The organism is Massilia sp. DWR3-1-1, assembly GCF_049898325.1.
GTDB lineage: Bacteria > Pseudomonadota > Gammaproteobacteria > Burkholderiales > Burkholderiaceae_D > JAFCUW01.
Map to the genome: position 1 here is coordinate 244,417 of NZ_JAFCXL010000001.1, position 16,468 is coordinate 260,884.

General features: G+C 52.1%; 18 protein-coding genes. 11 read left to right on the forward strand and 7 right to left on the reverse strand.

The features are described 5' to 3' along the window. Nucleotides 1–162: 162 nt before the first annotated feature. The 3 genes from moaC (at nucleotide 163) to ACP7EY_RS01175 (ending at nucleotide 3,172) form a co-directional block, all read left to right on the forward strand. Complete coding sequence (gene moaC, locus ACP7EY_RS01165) at nucleotides 163–648, forward strand: cyclic pyranopterin monophosphate synthase MoaC (protein WP_426189604.1); 486 nt, start codon at nucleotides 163–165, stop codon at nucleotides 646–648. Nucleotides 649–785: 137 nt separating this feature from the next. After that, entirely contained in the window at nucleotides 786–1,769 is a 984-nt protein-coding gene (locus tag ACP7EY_RS01170) for an integrase (protein ID WP_426189606.1), read from the forward strand. A gap of 386 nt (nucleotides 1,770–2,155) precedes the next feature. Next, nucleotides 2,156–3,172: an IS30 family transposase gene (locus tag ACP7EY_RS01175; protein WP_426189608.1), complete on the forward strand. Its 1,017-nt coding sequence runs from the start codon at nucleotides 2,156–2,158 to the stop codon at nucleotides 3,170–3,172. Here ACP7EY_RS01175 and ACP7EY_RS01180 read toward each other — a convergent pair. The 5 genes from ACP7EY_RS01180 to ACP7EY_RS01200 form a co-directional block, all read right to left on the reverse strand. After that, the gene (locus tag ACP7EY_RS01180; protein WP_426189610.1) at nucleotides 3,166–3,414 is read right to left on the reverse strand and encodes a hypothetical protein; all 249 of its coding nucleotides are present in this window, start codon (nucleotides 3,412–3,414) and stop codon (nucleotides 3,166–3,168) included. The two genes, ACP7EY_RS01175 and ACP7EY_RS01180, sit on opposite strands and share 7 nt — an antisense overlap. Next, on the reverse strand, nucleotides 3,411–3,611 hold the full coding sequence (locus ACP7EY_RS01185; RefSeq protein WP_426189612.1) for a hypothetical protein: 201 nt from the start codon (nucleotides 3,609–3,611) through the stop codon (nucleotides 3,411–3,413). The genes ACP7EY_RS01180 and ACP7EY_RS01185 overlap by 4 nt, the downstream gene beginning before the upstream one ends. Before the next feature lie 143 nt (nucleotides 3,612–3,754). Continuing rightward, the gene (locus ACP7EY_RS01190; protein WP_426189614.1) at nucleotides 3,755–4,288 is read right to left on the reverse strand and encodes a hypothetical protein; all 534 of its coding nucleotides are present in this window, start codon (nucleotides 4,286–4,288) and stop codon (nucleotides 3,755–3,757) included. Nucleotides 4,289–4,293: 5 nt separating this feature from the next. Beyond that, nucleotides 4,294–4,797, reverse strand: coding sequence for a hypothetical protein (locus ACP7EY_RS01195; RefSeq protein ID WP_426189616.1), 504 nt, complete (start codon nucleotides 4,795–4,797; stop codon nucleotides 4,294–4,296). 332 nt (nucleotides 4,798–5,129) lie between these two features. Next, on the reverse strand, nucleotides 5,130–5,315 hold the full coding sequence (locus tag ACP7EY_RS01200) for a hypothetical protein (RefSeq protein ID WP_426189618.1): 186 nt from the start codon (nucleotides 5,313–5,315) through the stop codon (nucleotides 5,130–5,132). Nucleotides 5,316–5,433: 118 nt separating this feature from the next. On the opposite strand from ACP7EY_RS01200, the gene ACP7EY_RS01205 reads away from it, so the two are divergent. The 5 genes from ACP7EY_RS01205 (at nucleotide 5,434) to ACP7EY_RS01225 (ending at nucleotide 10,243) form a co-directional block, all read left to right on the forward strand. Further along, a complete protein-coding gene (locus tag ACP7EY_RS01205; RefSeq protein ID WP_426189620.1) occupies nucleotides 5,434–5,865 on the forward strand; it encodes a transcriptional regulator in 432 nt (143 codons plus the stop codon). 102 nt (nucleotides 5,866–5,967) lie between these two features. Further along, nucleotides 5,968–6,672 carry a hypothetical protein gene (locus ACP7EY_RS01210; protein ID WP_426189622.1) on the forward strand — a complete coding sequence of 235 codons (705 nt, stop codon included), beginning with the start codon at nucleotides 5,968–5,970 and terminating at the stop codon, nucleotides 6,670–6,672. A gap of 489 nt (nucleotides 6,673–7,161) precedes the next feature. Then, nucleotides 7,162–8,124 (forward strand): DUF932 domain-containing protein, encoded by a 963-nt coding sequence (locus ACP7EY_RS01215; RefSeq protein WP_426189624.1) that lies wholly within the window; start codon nucleotides 7,162–7,164, stop codon nucleotides 8,122–8,124. A gap of 77 nt (nucleotides 8,125–8,201) precedes the next feature. After that, the gene (locus tag ACP7EY_RS01220; RefSeq protein ID WP_426190030.1) at nucleotides 8,202–9,203 is read left to right on the forward strand and encodes a YqaJ viral recombinase family protein; all 1,002 of its coding nucleotides are present in this window, start codon (nucleotides 8,202–8,204) and stop codon (nucleotides 9,201–9,203) included. 107 nt (nucleotides 9,204–9,310) lie between these two features. Beyond that, the gene (locus tag ACP7EY_RS01225; RefSeq protein ID WP_426189626.1) at nucleotides 9,311–10,243 is read left to right on the forward strand and encodes a hydrolase or metal-binding protein; all 933 of its coding nucleotides are present in this window, start codon (nucleotides 9,311–9,313) and stop codon (nucleotides 10,241–10,243) included. A gap of 157 nt (nucleotides 10,244–10,400) precedes the next feature. On the opposite strand, the gene ACP7EY_RS01230 is transcribed toward ACP7EY_RS01225, so the two are convergent. Further along, on the reverse strand, nucleotides 10,401–11,045 hold the full coding sequence (locus ACP7EY_RS01230) for a hypothetical protein (protein WP_426189628.1): 645 nt from the start codon (nucleotides 11,043–11,045) through the stop codon (nucleotides 10,401–10,403). A gap of 119 nt (nucleotides 11,046–11,164) precedes the next feature. After that, nucleotides 11,165–12,016, reverse strand: a complete 852-nt coding sequence (locus tag ACP7EY_RS01235) for a surface-adhesin E family protein (RefSeq protein ID WP_426189630.1) — start codon at nucleotides 12,014–12,016, stop codon at nucleotides 11,165–11,167. 385 nt (nucleotides 12,017–12,401) lie between these two features. Here ACP7EY_RS01235 and ACP7EY_RS01240 point away from each other — a divergent pair, with 385 nt between their 5' ends. Genes ACP7EY_RS01240 through ACP7EY_RS01250 form a run of 3 tightly spaced genes read left to right on the forward strand, consistent with a single transcriptional unit; the run spans nucleotide 12,402 to nucleotide 16,467 of the window. Beyond that, nucleotides 12,402–14,243: a type I restriction-modification system subunit M gene (locus ACP7EY_RS01240; RefSeq protein ID WP_426189632.1), complete on the forward strand. Its 1,842-nt coding sequence runs from the start codon at nucleotides 12,402–12,404 to the stop codon at nucleotides 14,241–14,243. Continuing rightward, nucleotides 14,240–15,556 (forward strand): restriction endonuclease subunit S, encoded by a 1,317-nt coding sequence (locus ACP7EY_RS01245; RefSeq protein ID WP_426189634.1) that lies wholly within the window; start codon nucleotides 14,240–14,242, stop codon nucleotides 15,554–15,556. The genes ACP7EY_RS01240 and ACP7EY_RS01245 overlap by 4 nt, the downstream gene beginning before the upstream one ends. Then, nucleotides 15,553–16,467, forward strand: coding sequence for a GIY-YIG nuclease family protein (locus tag ACP7EY_RS01250; protein ID WP_426189636.1), 915 nt, complete (start codon nucleotides 15,553–15,555; stop codon nucleotides 16,465–16,467). Before ACP7EY_RS01245 ends, ACP7EY_RS01250 begins: the two co-directional genes overlap by 4 nt. Nucleotide 16,468: the final 1 nt, after the last annotated feature.

The window sequence follows — 16,468 nt, forward strand, 5'->3', positions numbered from 1 at the left end:
GCAGGCACAGGGGCAGCAAGGCGGCGGCCAGCCGTTTGGCAAGCGGGCGGCGGGCGGAGACGGGGGCGATGGTCGATTTCACGGTGCTATCATACCCGCACCCTGCCGGCGCGGCTCACGACGCCGGCGTCCCGACAAATCACCGCATCGATTGCCCCTCACATGACCGACAGCACCCTCACCCATTTCGACAGCAGCGGCCAGGCCCACATGGTCGATGTCGGCGGCAAGGCCGACACCGCCCGCGTGGCCGTCGCCGCCGGCACCATCCGCATGCAGCCAGCCACGCTGGCCTTGATCACCTCCGGCAGCGCCAGGAAAGGCGACGTGCTGGGCATCGCCCGCATCGCCGCCATCATGGCGGCCAAGAAAACCAGCGACCTGATTCCCCTGTGCCACCCGCTGGCGCTGACGCGGGTCACGGTGGACTTCGAGATCGACGCCAACAGCAACCGCGTGCACTGCCGCGCGCAGGTGGAAACCCATGGCAAGACGGGGGTGGAGATGGAGGCACTGACGGCCGTGCAGGTGGGCCTACTGACCATCTACGACATGTGCAAGGCGGTCGACCGGGGCATGGTGATGACGGATGTGCGGGCGGTGGAAAAGCACGGGGGGAAATCAGGGGACTGGACGGCCGAGGTGTAAGGCATTGATTTCATTTGACTTTATATCCTCCCCAAGTTTTTCCTGCACGTTTTGGTCCGCCCGACGACCGTAAAGCTCACTCTGAAATTTAAGCTATTTTCTTTTCTTGTCCCACGCCTGTCCCACTGGGAAGGCATATGGCAACTTTTAGACAACGATCTGGTAAATGGCAGGCACGAGTACGCATCAAAGGATGTCCCGACGAAACGAAATCGTTCGATACGAAATCAGCTGCTCAGCGATGGGCAAGGCAAGTCGAATCCTCTTGGGACCGTGGAGAGAATCTAGTCCAAAGAGAAGGCAGCGAGCTCCTTCTTAAGGAAATATTGCAGCGCTATGTCGACGAAGTGACGCCGTTGAAACGCGGAGCCAAGCGGGAAGCCGAAGGAATAGCGTTCATGCAGCGGCACAAATTTGCGGCCTTTAGCATGGCCAAGCTAAGCCCCGCTGTGATAGCGAGTTATCGTGACCATCGGCTGAAGACTGTTGGGGCAGGCACGATTATCAGAGAGATGTCCATCTTGTCGAGCGTTATCAATCACGCCCGTCGGGAGTGGAGCCTTCCCATCAACAATCCTTGCGAGCTCGTGCGGAAGCCAGCGAAGCCGTTAGGGCGAAGTCGCCTCCTCAGTGACGATGAGGAAACGACATTGCTTGCTGAGCTCCAACCAATATGGCGCAGAAGCCCTTGGATGGCGCCGCTCGTACGCTTAGCCTTAGAAACGGCGATGCGTCGAGGCGAGCTCCTGGGCCTGCGCTGGGAGAACATCGACCTGAACCGGCAAATAGCATTTCTGCCGATGACTAAAAATGGCTCGCCGAGAACAGTTCCATTGTCGAGAAAAGCGATCACGATCTTGGCAGAGCTTCCGCGTTGTGATGATGGGCGCGTTTTACCACTCTCCGAAATGGGCATGGAGGCCGCTTTTCGAAAAGCCTGCGCCCGAGCAGAAATCGTAGATTTACACTTTCATGATCTACGTCACACGGCCACAAGTCGGCTGGCGGAGAAGTTGCCCAACGTCATCGAACTTGCGGCGGTAACAGGGCATCAGACCATTCAGATGCTGAAACGCTACTACCATCCCAAAGCGGAAGCACTGGCAAAAAAGCTGGATTGATATAAATTAGATGAAGACGACCCACGAAAAACAGAAATTTGGTGGGTTCCTACTTCGTTGTTTTACCTCTAGTCACTGGAACTATGGCCCGTCCAGATTTCTTATATATATAGAGGAAGGTACAACCAGCGTCACCGCCTGCTTCGCAGCAAGACAGCGTTGCAAAGCCATCACTTGGGATCGCTGCCCCCGCCCTTCTCGTCCAACCAGTCCTCCAACAAGAACAGCGCCCAGGTCGCCAAGAACGCTATCTCAAAGGCCATAGCGGCCCACCACGGCGTTAATTTCTGCCTGAGCCTGTGCATCCCACAAATATGTCCTGACGAGCCTGTAGAGGTGGCAGCCTCTAAAACCAAGTGCAACACCCTTTGCTGTAAGGTGCTGCCATGCCGAAAATCTATACCCATCTGACGACACAGGAGCGCGCCGTCGTGATGACCATGCGGGACGACCAGTGCAGTATCCGATCCATTGCTAAGCGCCTTGGCCGTGCTCCCAGTTCGATCAGTCGCGAACTTCACCGTGCGCCCGGTGGCAATGCCTACGATGCCAACCTGGCCCATTTGCAGAGCGGCGCGCGCCGTGTCGCACCGCGCCGCCTACCGAAACTCCACGCCGATGGCGTGCTGTTCCAAGTGGTGCGCCACTATCTGAAGGAACTCTGGTCGCCCCAGCAAATTGCGAACATACTGCGTGCCATGTGGCCCGACGACTCCGACAAAACGGTCTCTCACGAGACGATCTACAACGCGATCTATCTGCACCCGCGTGGAGAGCTCAAGCGCGAGCTGATCGCCTGCCTGCGCCACCACAACCAGGTCCGCAAACCGCGCAGCCGTGGAGTCGACCGGCGTGGCCAGATCAAAGATATGCAGAGCATCCATATCCGTCCGCCGGAGATCGAGGACCGCCTCATCCCAGGCCACTGGGAGGGCGACCTCATCAAGGGCGAAGGCAACCGCTCCTCGGTCGGCACGCTGGTCGAACGCACCACGCGTTTCGTGGTGCTGGCCAAGATGGACAACGCCGGCACCCGCTCCGTCGTCGACAGCTTTTCGGCGGTGCTCAACCGTCAGCCCGCCGAACTGCGCAAGTCGATGACCTACGACCAGGGCCGCGAGATGCATGGCCACAAAATTCTCACTGAGCGCACCGGCGTGCAGATCTACTTTGCCGACCCGCACAGCCCATGGCAGCGCGGCTCCAATGAGAACACCAACGGCTTGCTGCGCCAGTACATGCCAAAGGGCTCAGACCTGTCGATTTACTCGCAGGACGACCTCGATGCCATCGCACTATCGCTCAATACGCGACCACGTGAAACGCTCGGCTGGAAGTCCCCGCTGGTGGTTTATACCGAACACATGGCTCGGCTACAATTGCAGGCCGATTCGATTCAATAACCCGGTGTTGCACTTGATACTTGAGACCGCCGGTCCATAAATCCCGCAGATCCCCCAGACAAGTTGCAGTGCACCACGAACGCTACAACGCCCTGATCGATTTGCCCTCGGGACAAGTCGCTATAGTTTCCGAAGGAAATTACCTTCTTTGGTTGCATGACATACGACTTCCCTTGAAGAATTTTCATGGCATCGGCGATGATTTCTCTGGCGCTTTTCTTGTTGATTTTATCGATAGTCATTGCGTACTCCTCAACTGCTGAAGTTGCAAACCAGACAATTTTGCCATGAGTTTGGCCTTCTCGATGCTGGAAATTCGTCTGCGATTGATCCAGTCATGAATTGTCGTGCCTGATACTGAGAGGGCCGTTGCAGCCTTGGTGGGACCGCCTAGGCGGTTTACGGCGGTTTTTACGTGGTTTAAGGCGAGGTCGAACATTCATTTCCTTGTTTTTATTTTCATGAACTTGGCAATTGGTTGTCAGTTGCTTGTCATATATATGTTAGTTCAAGGATAGTAATGTGTAGGGAAAACTGAAAATAAATCACGATAATTAAATAGAACTTGATTGAAAAAATTAATTAATATATTAATGATTTAATCTTCGTGATATCTTCAGAATTCAACGCGCCAGAAGCAACCAGTGGAATAAGCTCCGTCAAGAAATCATCTGGATTCTCAAATGCCTTTTTGTGATTTAGCTCATTGATCAGCTCAGATATTTTTAAGCGAAATTCATCCTCTGATAGTAAATTATTATTATTCAAATTGGAAAATTTATTTGCTCTTACAATAAAATCCGAAACTCTCGTTTTCGTTGATGCGATAACATTTTCTCTTTCTTTTTCATGCTGGACCTCAATTTCTTCAACTTCCAAAATACCATTTATCTCTTCAGCTCGGGTGTGTGCATCAGCGATACTCCAGAGAGCCACAGGAATCCAAAGTGGCCAAAAGACTATCCAGGATAGAATTGCGGCAATGAGAAAGGCACCACCTTTTGGAACGTCACCATTGTAAAATTGGCCGAGTCCAGCACAAACGACGCTCCAGATCATTGCTACGTTTGGGCTTTTTCTTTCTTGGCGACTAGAAGTCGATTCTTTGCTATTCATAATATTTAACCATTCTCCTTCTTTTCAAACCCCGAAAAAATCCATCGCAATAACATCACAAATATTCCACCGATTGCTACGCCAGTAGTAATTAAGACGGTGCTAATTACATAGCTAGCCGGATCCCTGTCATGCCCAATTAATAGAAGAATAAATCCCAGCAATATAGGTACAGAAATATATATTCTTCGCCAACCCTGATGCTCTTCGAGCGTAAATTTTGGCCATAAGATCCATAAGAAAATACCCAGCGGTGCGCCTAAAAGTATTGCAATAATTTTGATCCGATGTACTAATCCATAGTCCGCCTTTTCAAGGATTTGCCAAGCGGAAAATTTCTGCAACACTCCGAAAAATGTAACGCCGTAAGATTGATGCTGAATCGTTTTGCATTCAAGAAGAAATGTATAAATTAGGTCAATTATAAAAAATCCTCCAACTATCATTAAAAAAGATAGCAATTTTTTATTTGAAAAATGGAAAGCGATACTCGATTTTAATTTTTGCATTTGTGCTCAAACTTTAAATTTCACACGGCCTCGTCGAGGTTGCAACAACCCTCGGACTTACCATTAACTGCATGAAAGATGGTTCAACCTTTTGACTTAAGGTACTTCTGCCTGGCGCTATCTAATCGGTTCTGGTCGGAACTGATCATTCGATCGTACCCACGCTCAGTCAGACATCCATTTTTGTCTGCGTAGCCCATCCGGCGTTGCGTCGTTTCAGACATACTCAGTACTGGTTTCAGGCGATTTCCCAAAGGAGATCCCTTGACACTTATACCGGCGTCAAGCATTTCTTTTAACTTCATCTAATCCTCCTAATTTTTTGCGTTCGCTTACGAAACGTCGTCTACTGCTGCGTTCTTGCGATTTCGCATGTGGTCAACCATGATCGTCGCTAAGGCCATTCCGACCGTGTAGCAGAAGCCTTGAAATATCGTTAGACCGCCTTCCGCAGCAAGTGCCTTGAACCGTTCCTTGCGTGCCTCTGCTTGATCCTTCGCTTTGTCGTTGTCACTCATCGCCATCCCATGTCGCGTAGTTTTGTGTCAATTTGACAGGTTGTTAGCATAAACCACAAAGTATTTTTGAACAACCACTGTTGTCGAGGTGGGAGCGGCATCTTGGACACTGGCGCCCATGCCCAATGAACAAGAAAAATTCGCTTTCGCACTTCGTCTCAAACAGGCGCTCAAACGCAGCCCGAAGAAGATCAGCTCACCTACAGAACTTGCCCTCAATTTCAACCTGCGACATGCAGGGGACCCAGTGACCCCGCAAGCAGCACAGAAGTGGCTAGCGGGTACTTCGCTGCCTACCTTTGAAAAGATTGTCACTCTTGCCGACTGGCTCAACGTGTCGCTTCAGTGGCTACGGTATGGAATCGCCGAGGACAAGCCAGTTGCCAAGTCCGCCCACAAGCCGCAAAAGACCAAGGTAGTTGCGACGGCACCGACCACTGACGAGCTGAAGATGCTGGCGGCACTCCGGGCCATGCCTGAACATCGTCGCAACCTGGTCGTCGAGATCGTAGAACAGTTCTCCTTGGAGCAGGAGATGTGGCGGGATTAGAGATGGGTTGCAACAAATCAGACTTGGCCCGACAATCGGCCTCATCCGTTGCGCATTCATAGGTGCCACGTCCTTTGAAATATTGTCGAGAAGACCCCGGTCATGTATCAACCGCACCCAAGCCCAATACTGAAATCATTATTCTCTCTAAAGCCCTTTCAAGGAGCAGAGCCAAAAAGCGCTACCTTTCTATTCGTCGGACTTGATGCAAACTATGACGAAGAGATCGAGCTCAAGCCGATTTTTAAGGATGTGCTGAGCTACCATGAGAATGGGGTTAAATTTTGGAATCAGCGAGGTGTCCACCATCCCTTTCTGCTCCCCCAGTATTCTGGAGACGGACATCGATATCACAGAAGCTTCGCACGTATTGGTTTCAGGCCAGAACACGCTACGCTCGTTTCCTTTGTCGAATTGCTTGACTTCCCGACTGTTGGCAGAAGTTCTCTCACAGTTCAGGATCTCGATCCCAAGTATCTCCAACATCTTAATTCTTTGATTCTAGAAGGTTCCGCAAAATATATATTTTTGTCGGCCGGCGTTGCCCGGTTGATGAAAATTAGTAAACAGTTTCCATGGCTTCGAGCGGTTACAGGCTCTGCTGGCATACTTCCTGTTATCCATTCGGACGGTCTTCGAACTGTATATTTGCACCTGCATTTCTCCAACTATGGCAAGTTTCAGAAGCAAATGGATCTGGAAGCAGATGCCATAAGATCCCTGCTATTCAAGAGCGGCGTCGAAGTGGCAGGGCGAGCGAATGTTGAGGAAAATTCACCGATCACCGACCAGCCTAACCGTCTTTAGGCTTTGAAAATTACGCTCTCCCGAAATTCCACAGGGGGGCATTGATAGGCATTGGGTTTTGGTAATAGTTGTAAGCTATCCGATTTTTGCATACGCAGAACATGATGCGGGCTCCGTTTAATTTAAACTTAGCGCCAAGGCTAAAAAACTCGATTTCAATTTTCGCATCCATCCTTGGTATAAGACAAGTGAAAGAGATATTCCTCTTACTACATCCCCAAGGAGCATTAAACATGAAGAACTTTCTAAAGCTGTTCGGCAGGCTGTTGATTGCCATCGTTGTACGAGCGGTGGTCGAGGTCCTCAACGAGGTTTTTGGTAGCAAGAAAAAAGCACGTCCCCAGCGGCCCTAGTAATACTAAATCGCCATCAGCATCAGCCTTGCCTTTACATCAGAACGGCCCTTCAGCCGAATATCAATCTTCATTCGATCGACACCGTTGTTACGCAACGGCTTAGTCACGCTAGTACAAATAGAAGGAATCAAAAATGGCACATCTTGTTGAATCAATGGCGTATGTCGCCGAAACGCCTTGGCACGGACTGGGAAATCAACTCAGCGCCGGCCAACCGCTCGAAGTGTGGGCGGATCAGGCAGGAATGAACTGGCAGATTCGAGAAGCCCCCGTCCGATTCATGACGGAGAGCGCCGGTAGCCTGGGCGCAATCATGAGCTACCCCGAAAACAAGGTGCTCTTTCGATCCGACACGAACGCGCCGCTGTCCGTCGTTGGAAGTCGCTACAAAGTCGTGCAGCCTGACGAAATCCTGTCGTTCTACAAAGATCTCACCGAAGTTGCAGGCTATGAGCTTGAAACTGCTGGGGTGCTGAAAGGCGGCAAGAAGCTCTGGGCGCTGGCCAGAACAGGTCAGTCCTCCACGTTGAAGGGAAACGATACTGTCAATGGCTATTTGCTCTTGGCAACCGCATGTGACGGCACGCTTGCCACGACGGCCCAGTTTACGAGCGTACGTGTGGTGTGCAACAACACCTTGGCGGTGGCTTTGGCCGGTGACAGCGGTGCAGTAAAAGTTCCGCATTCGACTACGTTCGACCCGCAGGCGGTTAAGGCGCAGTTGGGCATATCGGTCTCTTCGTGGGACTCGTTCATGTACGAAATGAAGGGCCTAAGCGAACGCAAGGTGAAGTCCACAGAGGCCTTCAACTACTTCCTTCGGGTCTTCACAAGCGAGCCAACCCGATCTGGTGCTGGCGTGACGAATGAGCGAGCAATGACAAAAGCAATGACCCTCTACGAAGGCGCTGGCAAAGGGGCTGACCTCGCTTCGTCGAAGGCGACTGCGTTCGGACTCCTCAACTCCATCACCGAGTTTGTAGATCATGAGCGTCGAGCAATGAGCTCTGACTACCGGTTGGACTCGGCGTGGTTTGGGCAAGGCGCAGCACTGAAGCAGAAAGCACTCGACCAGGCGTTGCTGTTGATCGCCTAACTACCACCACGTTTCACCACCAGAAAGCCCGGCTGAGCTAACACCTCCGTCGGGCTTCTTCATTTTGAGGAGGCATGATGAACACAACAGCAATCGCAGGGAGAGCAAATCGGCCAGCATTGCGGCTTGTATCTACGAAAGCGCTCAGCAGAGATGCTTGGTTGGACGTACGTAAGGGCGGCATTGGCAGCAGTGATGCGGCAGCGGCAGTCGGCCTCAATCCGTACCAGTCCCAGCTTGAATTATGGCTGGTGAAAACCGGGCGTGACGCTGGCCTGCCCAAGGTCGATCCTAAGGACGAAACTAGTCCGATGTATTGGGGAAGTCTGTTGGAGCCGATCGTTGCAGATCACTACACGAAGCGGACAGGGAACCGGGTTCGGCGGATCAACGCGGTCCTTCAACACCCGGATCCCGATAGAGCATTCGTGCGTGCGAACCTCGACTATACGGTCGTTGGCAACAATGACGTTCAGATTCTTGAATGCAAAACGGCGGGGATAAACGGAGCTCGCCTTTGGTCCGATGGCGTGCCCGAATATGTCCAGCTTCAGGTACAGCATCAGCTCGCCGTCACCAACAAGTTGGCGGCAGATGTATGCGTGCTGATCTGTGGTCAAGAAATCCGGATTCATCGCATTGAGCGTGACGACGCCTTGATAGATCGCCTTATTGAGCTGGAACGTAAGTTCTGGCACTACGTTGAAACGGATACACCGCCGCCAGCTGACGGTTCTGAATCAGCGGCGACCGCGTTGAAGTGCTTGTATCCGCATGATAGTGGCAACACGCTGGATTTCGTCGAAGACACTGAAATGTCCAGCACGTTCTCCGACCTCGTTGCGATCAGAGCCGAAATCGAAGTTCGGGACAAGATCGAGGCAGAGCTCAAGCAACGTATTCAGCAGCGAATGGGCGATGCCAGTCGAGCCAAGTTCGAGACTGGCGACGTGTCGTGGAAGCGGTCGAAAGACGGCCTCGGCCTTGATGTAACTTCCTTAATCAAGGAACAGCCGGACTTGCTGGCAACGTATCCGTTGGTCCGCCCTGGTAGTCGCCGGTTTCTCATCAATACGTAGCAATCTCACCGCAGTTCAACGAAGTTTATTGCCCCAAGTCGGGGCTGTTTGCGTTGTCAGTCCCATGCAGCGCTTGGGATCGACAGTGCCCTCAACAGGAGAGAGAGATGATTAAAGGACTAGCAATTACACCTCCGATTTTGGGGCGAATTTCCATCGGTAAGGTCGTCGAAAAAAATGGGAAGCGCCTGCCTGAAAAGGATGACCAGTTCACCATAACAAGCCAAGTCCAGACCAGGGAGGGTTGGGTGCCGCATCCGTTTGACGAAGGTTTGCGCAAGGCCGCTGGCAACGGGAAGATTCGATCCATTCCGGTACGTGTCCTGTTCAACGATCCCGACCTCAACTTGCGGGCCGAGTACAGCATGTTTGATCGCACTACAGGGCGCCCTCTCTGCGTTGGCAATGGAGACGTTTGTAGGCGCTACACGGCGTCCGGCGTCCAATCCCTGCCTTGCCCTTCACCCGATGGCTGCGAGCTTGCCAAGGGCGGTCTGTGCAAGCCCTATGGTCGTTTGAACGTGAAAATCGGGGATGATGACGAGCTTGGTACCTTCATCTTCCGCACTACCGGATTCAACAGCATTCGCAGTCTGGCGGCTCGGCTCAGCTACTACAAGGCCGTGTCGGGTGATCTGTTGGCGTGCCTTCCGCTGGAGCTTCGCCTTCGTGGCAAGAGCACGACCATGAGCCACAGAACGCCCGTCTATTACGTGGATCTGACAGTTCGAGAGGGGATAACACTTGAAGAGGGCATTGCTGAGGCCCGGTCGAATGATGAGCGCAGAAAGGCCGTGGGCTACGACCAGGCCAGTCTTGACGAAAGCGCCAAGCAGGGCTTCGCAAACGGCGCGTTCGATGAATCAGGTGAAGAGATCCCGGAGATCGTGGAGGAGTTCTTTCCTGATGCCAGTGTAGACGCTGGGGCTGACGGTGGCGATGACGTTGCACATGTGTCGACGCTCAAGCCGGCCAAGCCGACGCTGCGTGAAAAGCTGGACAAGAAGGCCGGCAGCGACAAGCCGGGAGAGTTGCCATGATCTTGATCGGCATGGTCGCAGTGTGCATCGGCATTCCGGTCCTGATCATAGGCATTGGCGTCGTGCTGCTCTGGCTGGGGAAGATGATCGTGGGTAGCGTCTTCTGTGGTGGCTAATCGCCGCCGTGGCTCCCTGGGTTGGGGGAGCATTTTTCGGTTCATCTTGCTCTATTAATGCTTCTGACATTCAGCGCATCAAGCAAGTCCATTGGGTCCGGCGGGTTCGTCTTCGCAAAGAACTCGGTCCCTACCAGAATTGGTTGGTATCGAAGCAAGTATCTAGAAGAAAATTCCGATGCACGACCAATGAAAATCATGTCATCAAAATGAGGCGGTGCCTTGTAGTGCTTTACAAGTCTTGGTGGGAGCGCAGCGTCAATGATAGTGTCATCGCCTAACGAAACCCACGCATGGACTGCTTGGTGTCCTGCCAGAGGTTCTGTGGCACTGAATTCCCGCTGCAAGGTGTCGAGAGTAGTATCGAATTCGTCAGTGCCGTTGATGATGACATTGCCAAGAACAATGTCAGCAGCGATGCCCCGACTGTTTAGGTAAGCGAAAATATTTGTCGAGAGAGTCTGGCAAGAGTTACCCCAATAGCCAGGCAGGATGGCATCGAAAAGTCCCGAAAGTTCGTTCATCAATTCAATCGTGACGCCAAGCGTTTTGTCTGGAATAGTCGTCTGCTCAGAAATTAGTGCTGCACGTGTGAAGCCCAATTTCCTAGATTCAATGACTGCCATCGACAGCTGCGCACGGTATGAATTTGAATAGTCGTCGTCGTAGTTAATTTGGATTTGCATAGATTGCTCTTGTTCTGGACCGATGGGCCAATGGCCGGTCCTGTAGTTGACGAAGAATTTTTCCGATTCGGTGCTTACGACCACATTCGGCACTATCGCTGAACGGATCGGCGGTCAACCTATCGTCTTTGACACATCATTGCTGCGAGTGCCATCCCAAAACTACCAGGTAAATTTGGCTCCCAAGGCATCGCCTTACTCCCCGTGTACACGACGGCGCCATCGCCCATACGTCCCTCATGCCATGTGAAAAAGGTCGTACGACTACGTTCTCCGTCGCAGTCTATCTCATGCTGTCCCTTCTGCGATTTATAATGCCGCCCACTGCGAGGGGACTCTTGCTCCGCTTTGTAGTCGTATAGAACCGAGGCAGTCTTTGTTTTCTCCGATGTAGTTGAGGATGGTTGGAAGTAAGCCACTAGACGATCATTCTCGCCAAATTTTAGCCAGCTTGGGGAGACGCCGGTAGGAGCAATGCTGTTGCTGTAACTGGATTTCCACTTATCCTCGGCGCAAGCATAATCGATTGCAAATCCAATAGTGAAGTCAACTGTTTCGCCAGATTCAGCTCTTCCTCCTTGAATTATTTCTGCGGTACGCCGAACGATCTCATTCATCTTCAGGCGTCGTGTGCATCCAACTAGATGTTGTGCGGTATTCGGGCCGAATTTCCTCGCATCGATATGGCCCGCAACATAACCGAAAAACTGCGACGAATATACTGCAATTTCAGCGGATTGAGGTCCTTTGCCAATTGCGTGAAGGAACGCCTGTGCGCGTACTCTCAGTTCACTTTGCGAAAATGCGGATGATGCGGTTTGTGCAAAGGCCGAGGATGACCAAGCAGTGAGTAGCAACAAGTGCCAGTATTTCATAAATGGTGTTTTCAATTTTTGAAGCTTGCAAGGTTTAACGGATTTTCGGAGCAGAATTGGTCTGAGCGCATGGTAACGCCTATAAACCTGTTCCAACAGTGTCTCTGGTGCCGGGCCGTGATTCTGCCATACGTGTTGTTAAGGTGGTGAATTTTTCGACTAGGTAGATTGGTAGATTAAAAATATTCGTTCGAGCCGATCCGCTCTCTACGAAATCCAATACAGTGATGGCCTTGCAACGCTGTCTTGCTGCGAAGCGGACTTCTTCGCTTCCTGTCATTACTACTATCTATAAGAAAATGAAACGCCCTAGAATCCCTGTGATAACTGGCGATCCGACGAGATTGGAACCCACCAAATTTCAATTTTTCGTGGGTTCTTACTGTGCAAATCTCACCAAATCTCTCACGTTACATTTCTTCCAAGGCCCAGCAGCTTACCCTTACAATGTCTCAGTAGAAACTAACTTTCAGGCTCAACTGTGTCATCAAATTTTAGCGAACTTGCCTCCCTTACATGGTCCGTGGCAGATCTCCTGCGAGGTGATTTTCGCCAATCAGACTACGGGAAAGTTGTGTTGCCGTTCACCCTGCTGCGTCGCATGGATTGCGTACTAGAAGCGAACAAGGCCGTCGTCTTGGCCGAAGTCGAAGCTCGCAAGAACCAAGGCATCGACCTCAAGACGTTCTTGACCAAACGGGCGGCGCAGTCTTTTTACAACGTCTCTCTGTTCGATTTTGCAAAGCTGCAAGGCGACCCCGCTCACATCAAAGCCAACCTCATCGCATACGTCAACGCGTTCTCCGACAACGCCCGTGACATCTTCGAGCGTTATGATTTTTTCAAGCAGATCGAAAAGCTGGACGACAACAACCTACTGTTCTTGATTGTCCAAAAATTCGCAGCGATCGACCTGCACCCGAACGTGGTCAGCAACGCTGACATGGGCTTGATTTTTGAGGACCTTATCCGTCGCTTTGCTGAACTCTCAAACGAGACGGCTGGTGAACATTACACGCCGCGTGAAGTCATTCGGTTGATGGTAGACCTGCTCTTCACCACCGACGACGAAGCACTGACCAAGCCTGGCATCGTCAGATCGATCTACGACCCTACAGCGGGGACTGGTGGCATGTTGTCCATCGCTGGAGAGCACTTGCATGGCCTGAACCCCAAGGCACGTATGGTCATGTTCGGGCAAGAGTTGAACGACGAATCCTACGCGATCTGCAAGGCCGACATGCTCATCAAGGGCCAGGACGTAGATAACATCATCATGGGCAACACGTTGTCTGATGATGGCCATGCTGGTAAATCCTTCGACTACATGCTGTCCAACCCCCCGTTCGGGGTTGAGTGGAAAAAGGTTGAAAAAGCCATTCGTAAAGAGCAGGAGCAGCACGGCTACGCGGGTCGGTTTGGGCCAGGTCTGCCACGCGTCTCGGACGGAAGCTTGCTGTTCTTGATGCACCTGATCTCCAAGATGCGGCCATACGACAAGGTCAAGGACGAAGGCGGCTCGCGTATAGGCATCGTTTTAAATGGCTCACCGCTGTTCACTGGCGGCGCTGGATCTGGTGAGTCTGAAATTCGGCGTTGGGTCATTGAAAATGATTGGCTCGAAGCGATCGTTGCGCTTCCTACAGATATGTTCTACAACACGGGAATTGCGACCTATGTCTGGATCCTGACGAACAAAAAATCTGCGGCTCGAAAGGGCAAGGTTCAGCTCATCAACGGTGCTGAGTACTACAGCAAGATGCGCAAGACACTTGGCAGCAAGCGTAAGGAACTGGCCCAGGCAGACATCGAACGTCTCGTTGAGCTGCATGGCCGTTTCGAAGAACTCCGCCAGGTGAAGGTCGTTGACGTGGATGGCAAGACTATCAGCGATGGCATCGTGCCCGCTAGCGACCAAATACCGTTTGCACCGGACGGCGGCAAGGTCGAGACGTTCTTGGTTTCCCGAATCTTCGACAATAACGACTTCGGCTACAGCACCATAACGGTCGAGCAACCGCTCACGGACGAGCACGGCAAAGCTGTCGCCGACAAGAAGGGCAAGCCTAAGGCCGACGCTAAATTACGTGACACCGAGAACGTGCCACTGAAGGACAACATCGAGGCCTACTTCAAGCGTGAAGTATTGCCGCATGTGCCCGATGCCTGGATCGAGCATGATAAGACCAAGATCGGCTACGAGATCCCTTTCAATCGATTCTTTTACCAGTACACGCCACCACGCTCGCTGGAAGTGATTGATGCCGAGCTCAAGGCGGTGACGAGCGACATATTGGCATTGCTGAACGAGGTGACTGCGTGACGTTCAAGCCATATCCCAAGTACAAAGCATCCGGCGTCGAGTGGCTGGGGGACGTGCCGGAAGGTTGGAGCGTGGCGCCGCTAAAGCGGACCGTAGCCATGACAAACGAAAAAATCCAAGCCAAGGACACTGCGGCCGGATACGTGGGAATGGAAAATATCGAGTCTTGGTCTGGTAAATTTGTGGAAAGCGCATCTGACTTCGAAGCCGAAGGATTATCTAATGGGTTCGACGTGGGTGACGTTTTATTTGGAAAGCTTCGGCCCTATTTAGCGAAGGCATGGCTATCCGATCGGACCGGCGTGTGCAGTTCTGAATTGTTGGTCCTCAGACCGAAAAATGTCGTCGCTCAATATTTGCTTCACCAAGTGCTGAACAGAGACTTTGTTGCATTGGTCGACAGTTCAACTTATGGGTCGAAAATGCCGAGAGCATCTTGGGACTATATCGGTGGTATTGAGCTGCCAGTACCCCCTATTTGCGATCAGGTCTCCATCACAATTTTTCTCGATCGTGAAACCGCCAAGATCGACACTCTGATCGCCAAGCAAGAAGCGATGATCGGGCTGCTGAAAGAAAAGCGGCAGGCGGTGATCTCGCATGCAGTCACGAAGGGGCTTGATCCGAGCGTTCCGATGAAGGCGAGCGGTGTGGAGTGGCTGGGGGACGTGCCTGAACATTGGAATACTACTCGACTGAAATTTGTGGCGTCATTCATTACGTCTGGCCCACGAGGGTGGTCTGAGTACCTCACCGATGAAGGTCCTATTTTTCTTCAAAGTGGAGACCTCAACGACGAGCTCGGAATTGATTTTAGATTGACGAAACGAGTGACCCCTCCAGCAAATGCTGAGGGGAGACGGACCACGTTGAACGAGCTTGATATCGTTGTTTGCATTACCGGCGCAAATACCGGGAGAGTCGCAGTCGTGGTGGGTATCCCCTGCGCTGCATTTATCAATCAACACCTCGCACTTGTGCGACCAATGCATAAGACCGTTTCTCCAAAGTTTTTGGCGTATCTGTTAGCGTCGGATATTGGCAGAACATACTTCGAGGTCAGCCAATATGGACTTAAAGAGGGTCTAAGTCTCTCCGCTGTTTCAGAGGCCCCAATTCCTTCATTGCCGCTTGACGAGCAGAATTCGATTGTTGCCTTCATTGACATGACGACGGCCAAGATCGATACCCTCATCGCCAAAGCGCAGCAAGCCATCGTTTTGCAAAAAGAGCACCGCACCGCTTTGATCTCCGCAGCGGTCACGGGGAAAATCGATGTTCTTGCCCAGGCAACAGAAAGGAAGGCTGCGTGAGGCCATTTACACTCCGAATCTTTCTTCCATCCGGGGATCCGTCGGGCGTCTTGGTTGCCACTCGTGACGATGGCATCGGAAAGGCAATAATCTTCCCGCGTGCGTTGCTGGGCGAAGTAAAGGGCCGGAAAGAGTGGAACCTACTAGGTGTGTATCTGCTGGTCGGCCAATCGAAGCTCTATATCGGCGAAGGGGACCCGGCTGGCAAGCGACTTGAAGATCATGCGACGAAGAAGACATTCTGGGACAAGGCGCTGTTTTTCACCGCTGACAATCGCCTGAACAAAGCGCACATTCAGCATTTGGAAGCGAGGCTGATCAAATTGGCGAGCGGCGCTATAGCGATCACGCTAGACAACGGAAATCAACCGCAAGTGCCAGCGCTAGGTGAAGAGGAATACGCCTTTGCCGAAAATGTGCTCGCAGACTTGCTTTTGATGCTCCCACTGCTGGGTATTACTCAGTTCGTATCGCCTGTAACGGCCACCGACGAAATCGCTAGTGAAGAAAGTAGTTCTGGCGAGGTTGCTGTTGGACGCCGTGCGGGAATCTATTCGTCTCTGCCTCGTGGCATGCTTTTTAGCGGCACGCACAAAGAGGCGAACGCAACGCTGGAAATCGTTGAGGGCGGCGTATGGCTCAAGAAGGGTAGCACGGTTGTCAGAGAGCCAGTGCCTAGCTTTGAGACCTATTGCGCTGGCTATGCGCAGATGAGGCGACAGCTTCTGGAATCCGGTGTTATTGCGGACCTGAACGGAAAGCTTACGCTTACCGAAGACCAGTTCTTTTCTTCAGCCTCTGCCGCCGCATGCGTGATGCGAGGGATCAACAGCAATGCCGATAACTGGATTTCTGCCGACAAGAAAAATCTTGGCGACCTCTTGCGTGCACTCAAACAAAAGAACAACTAAA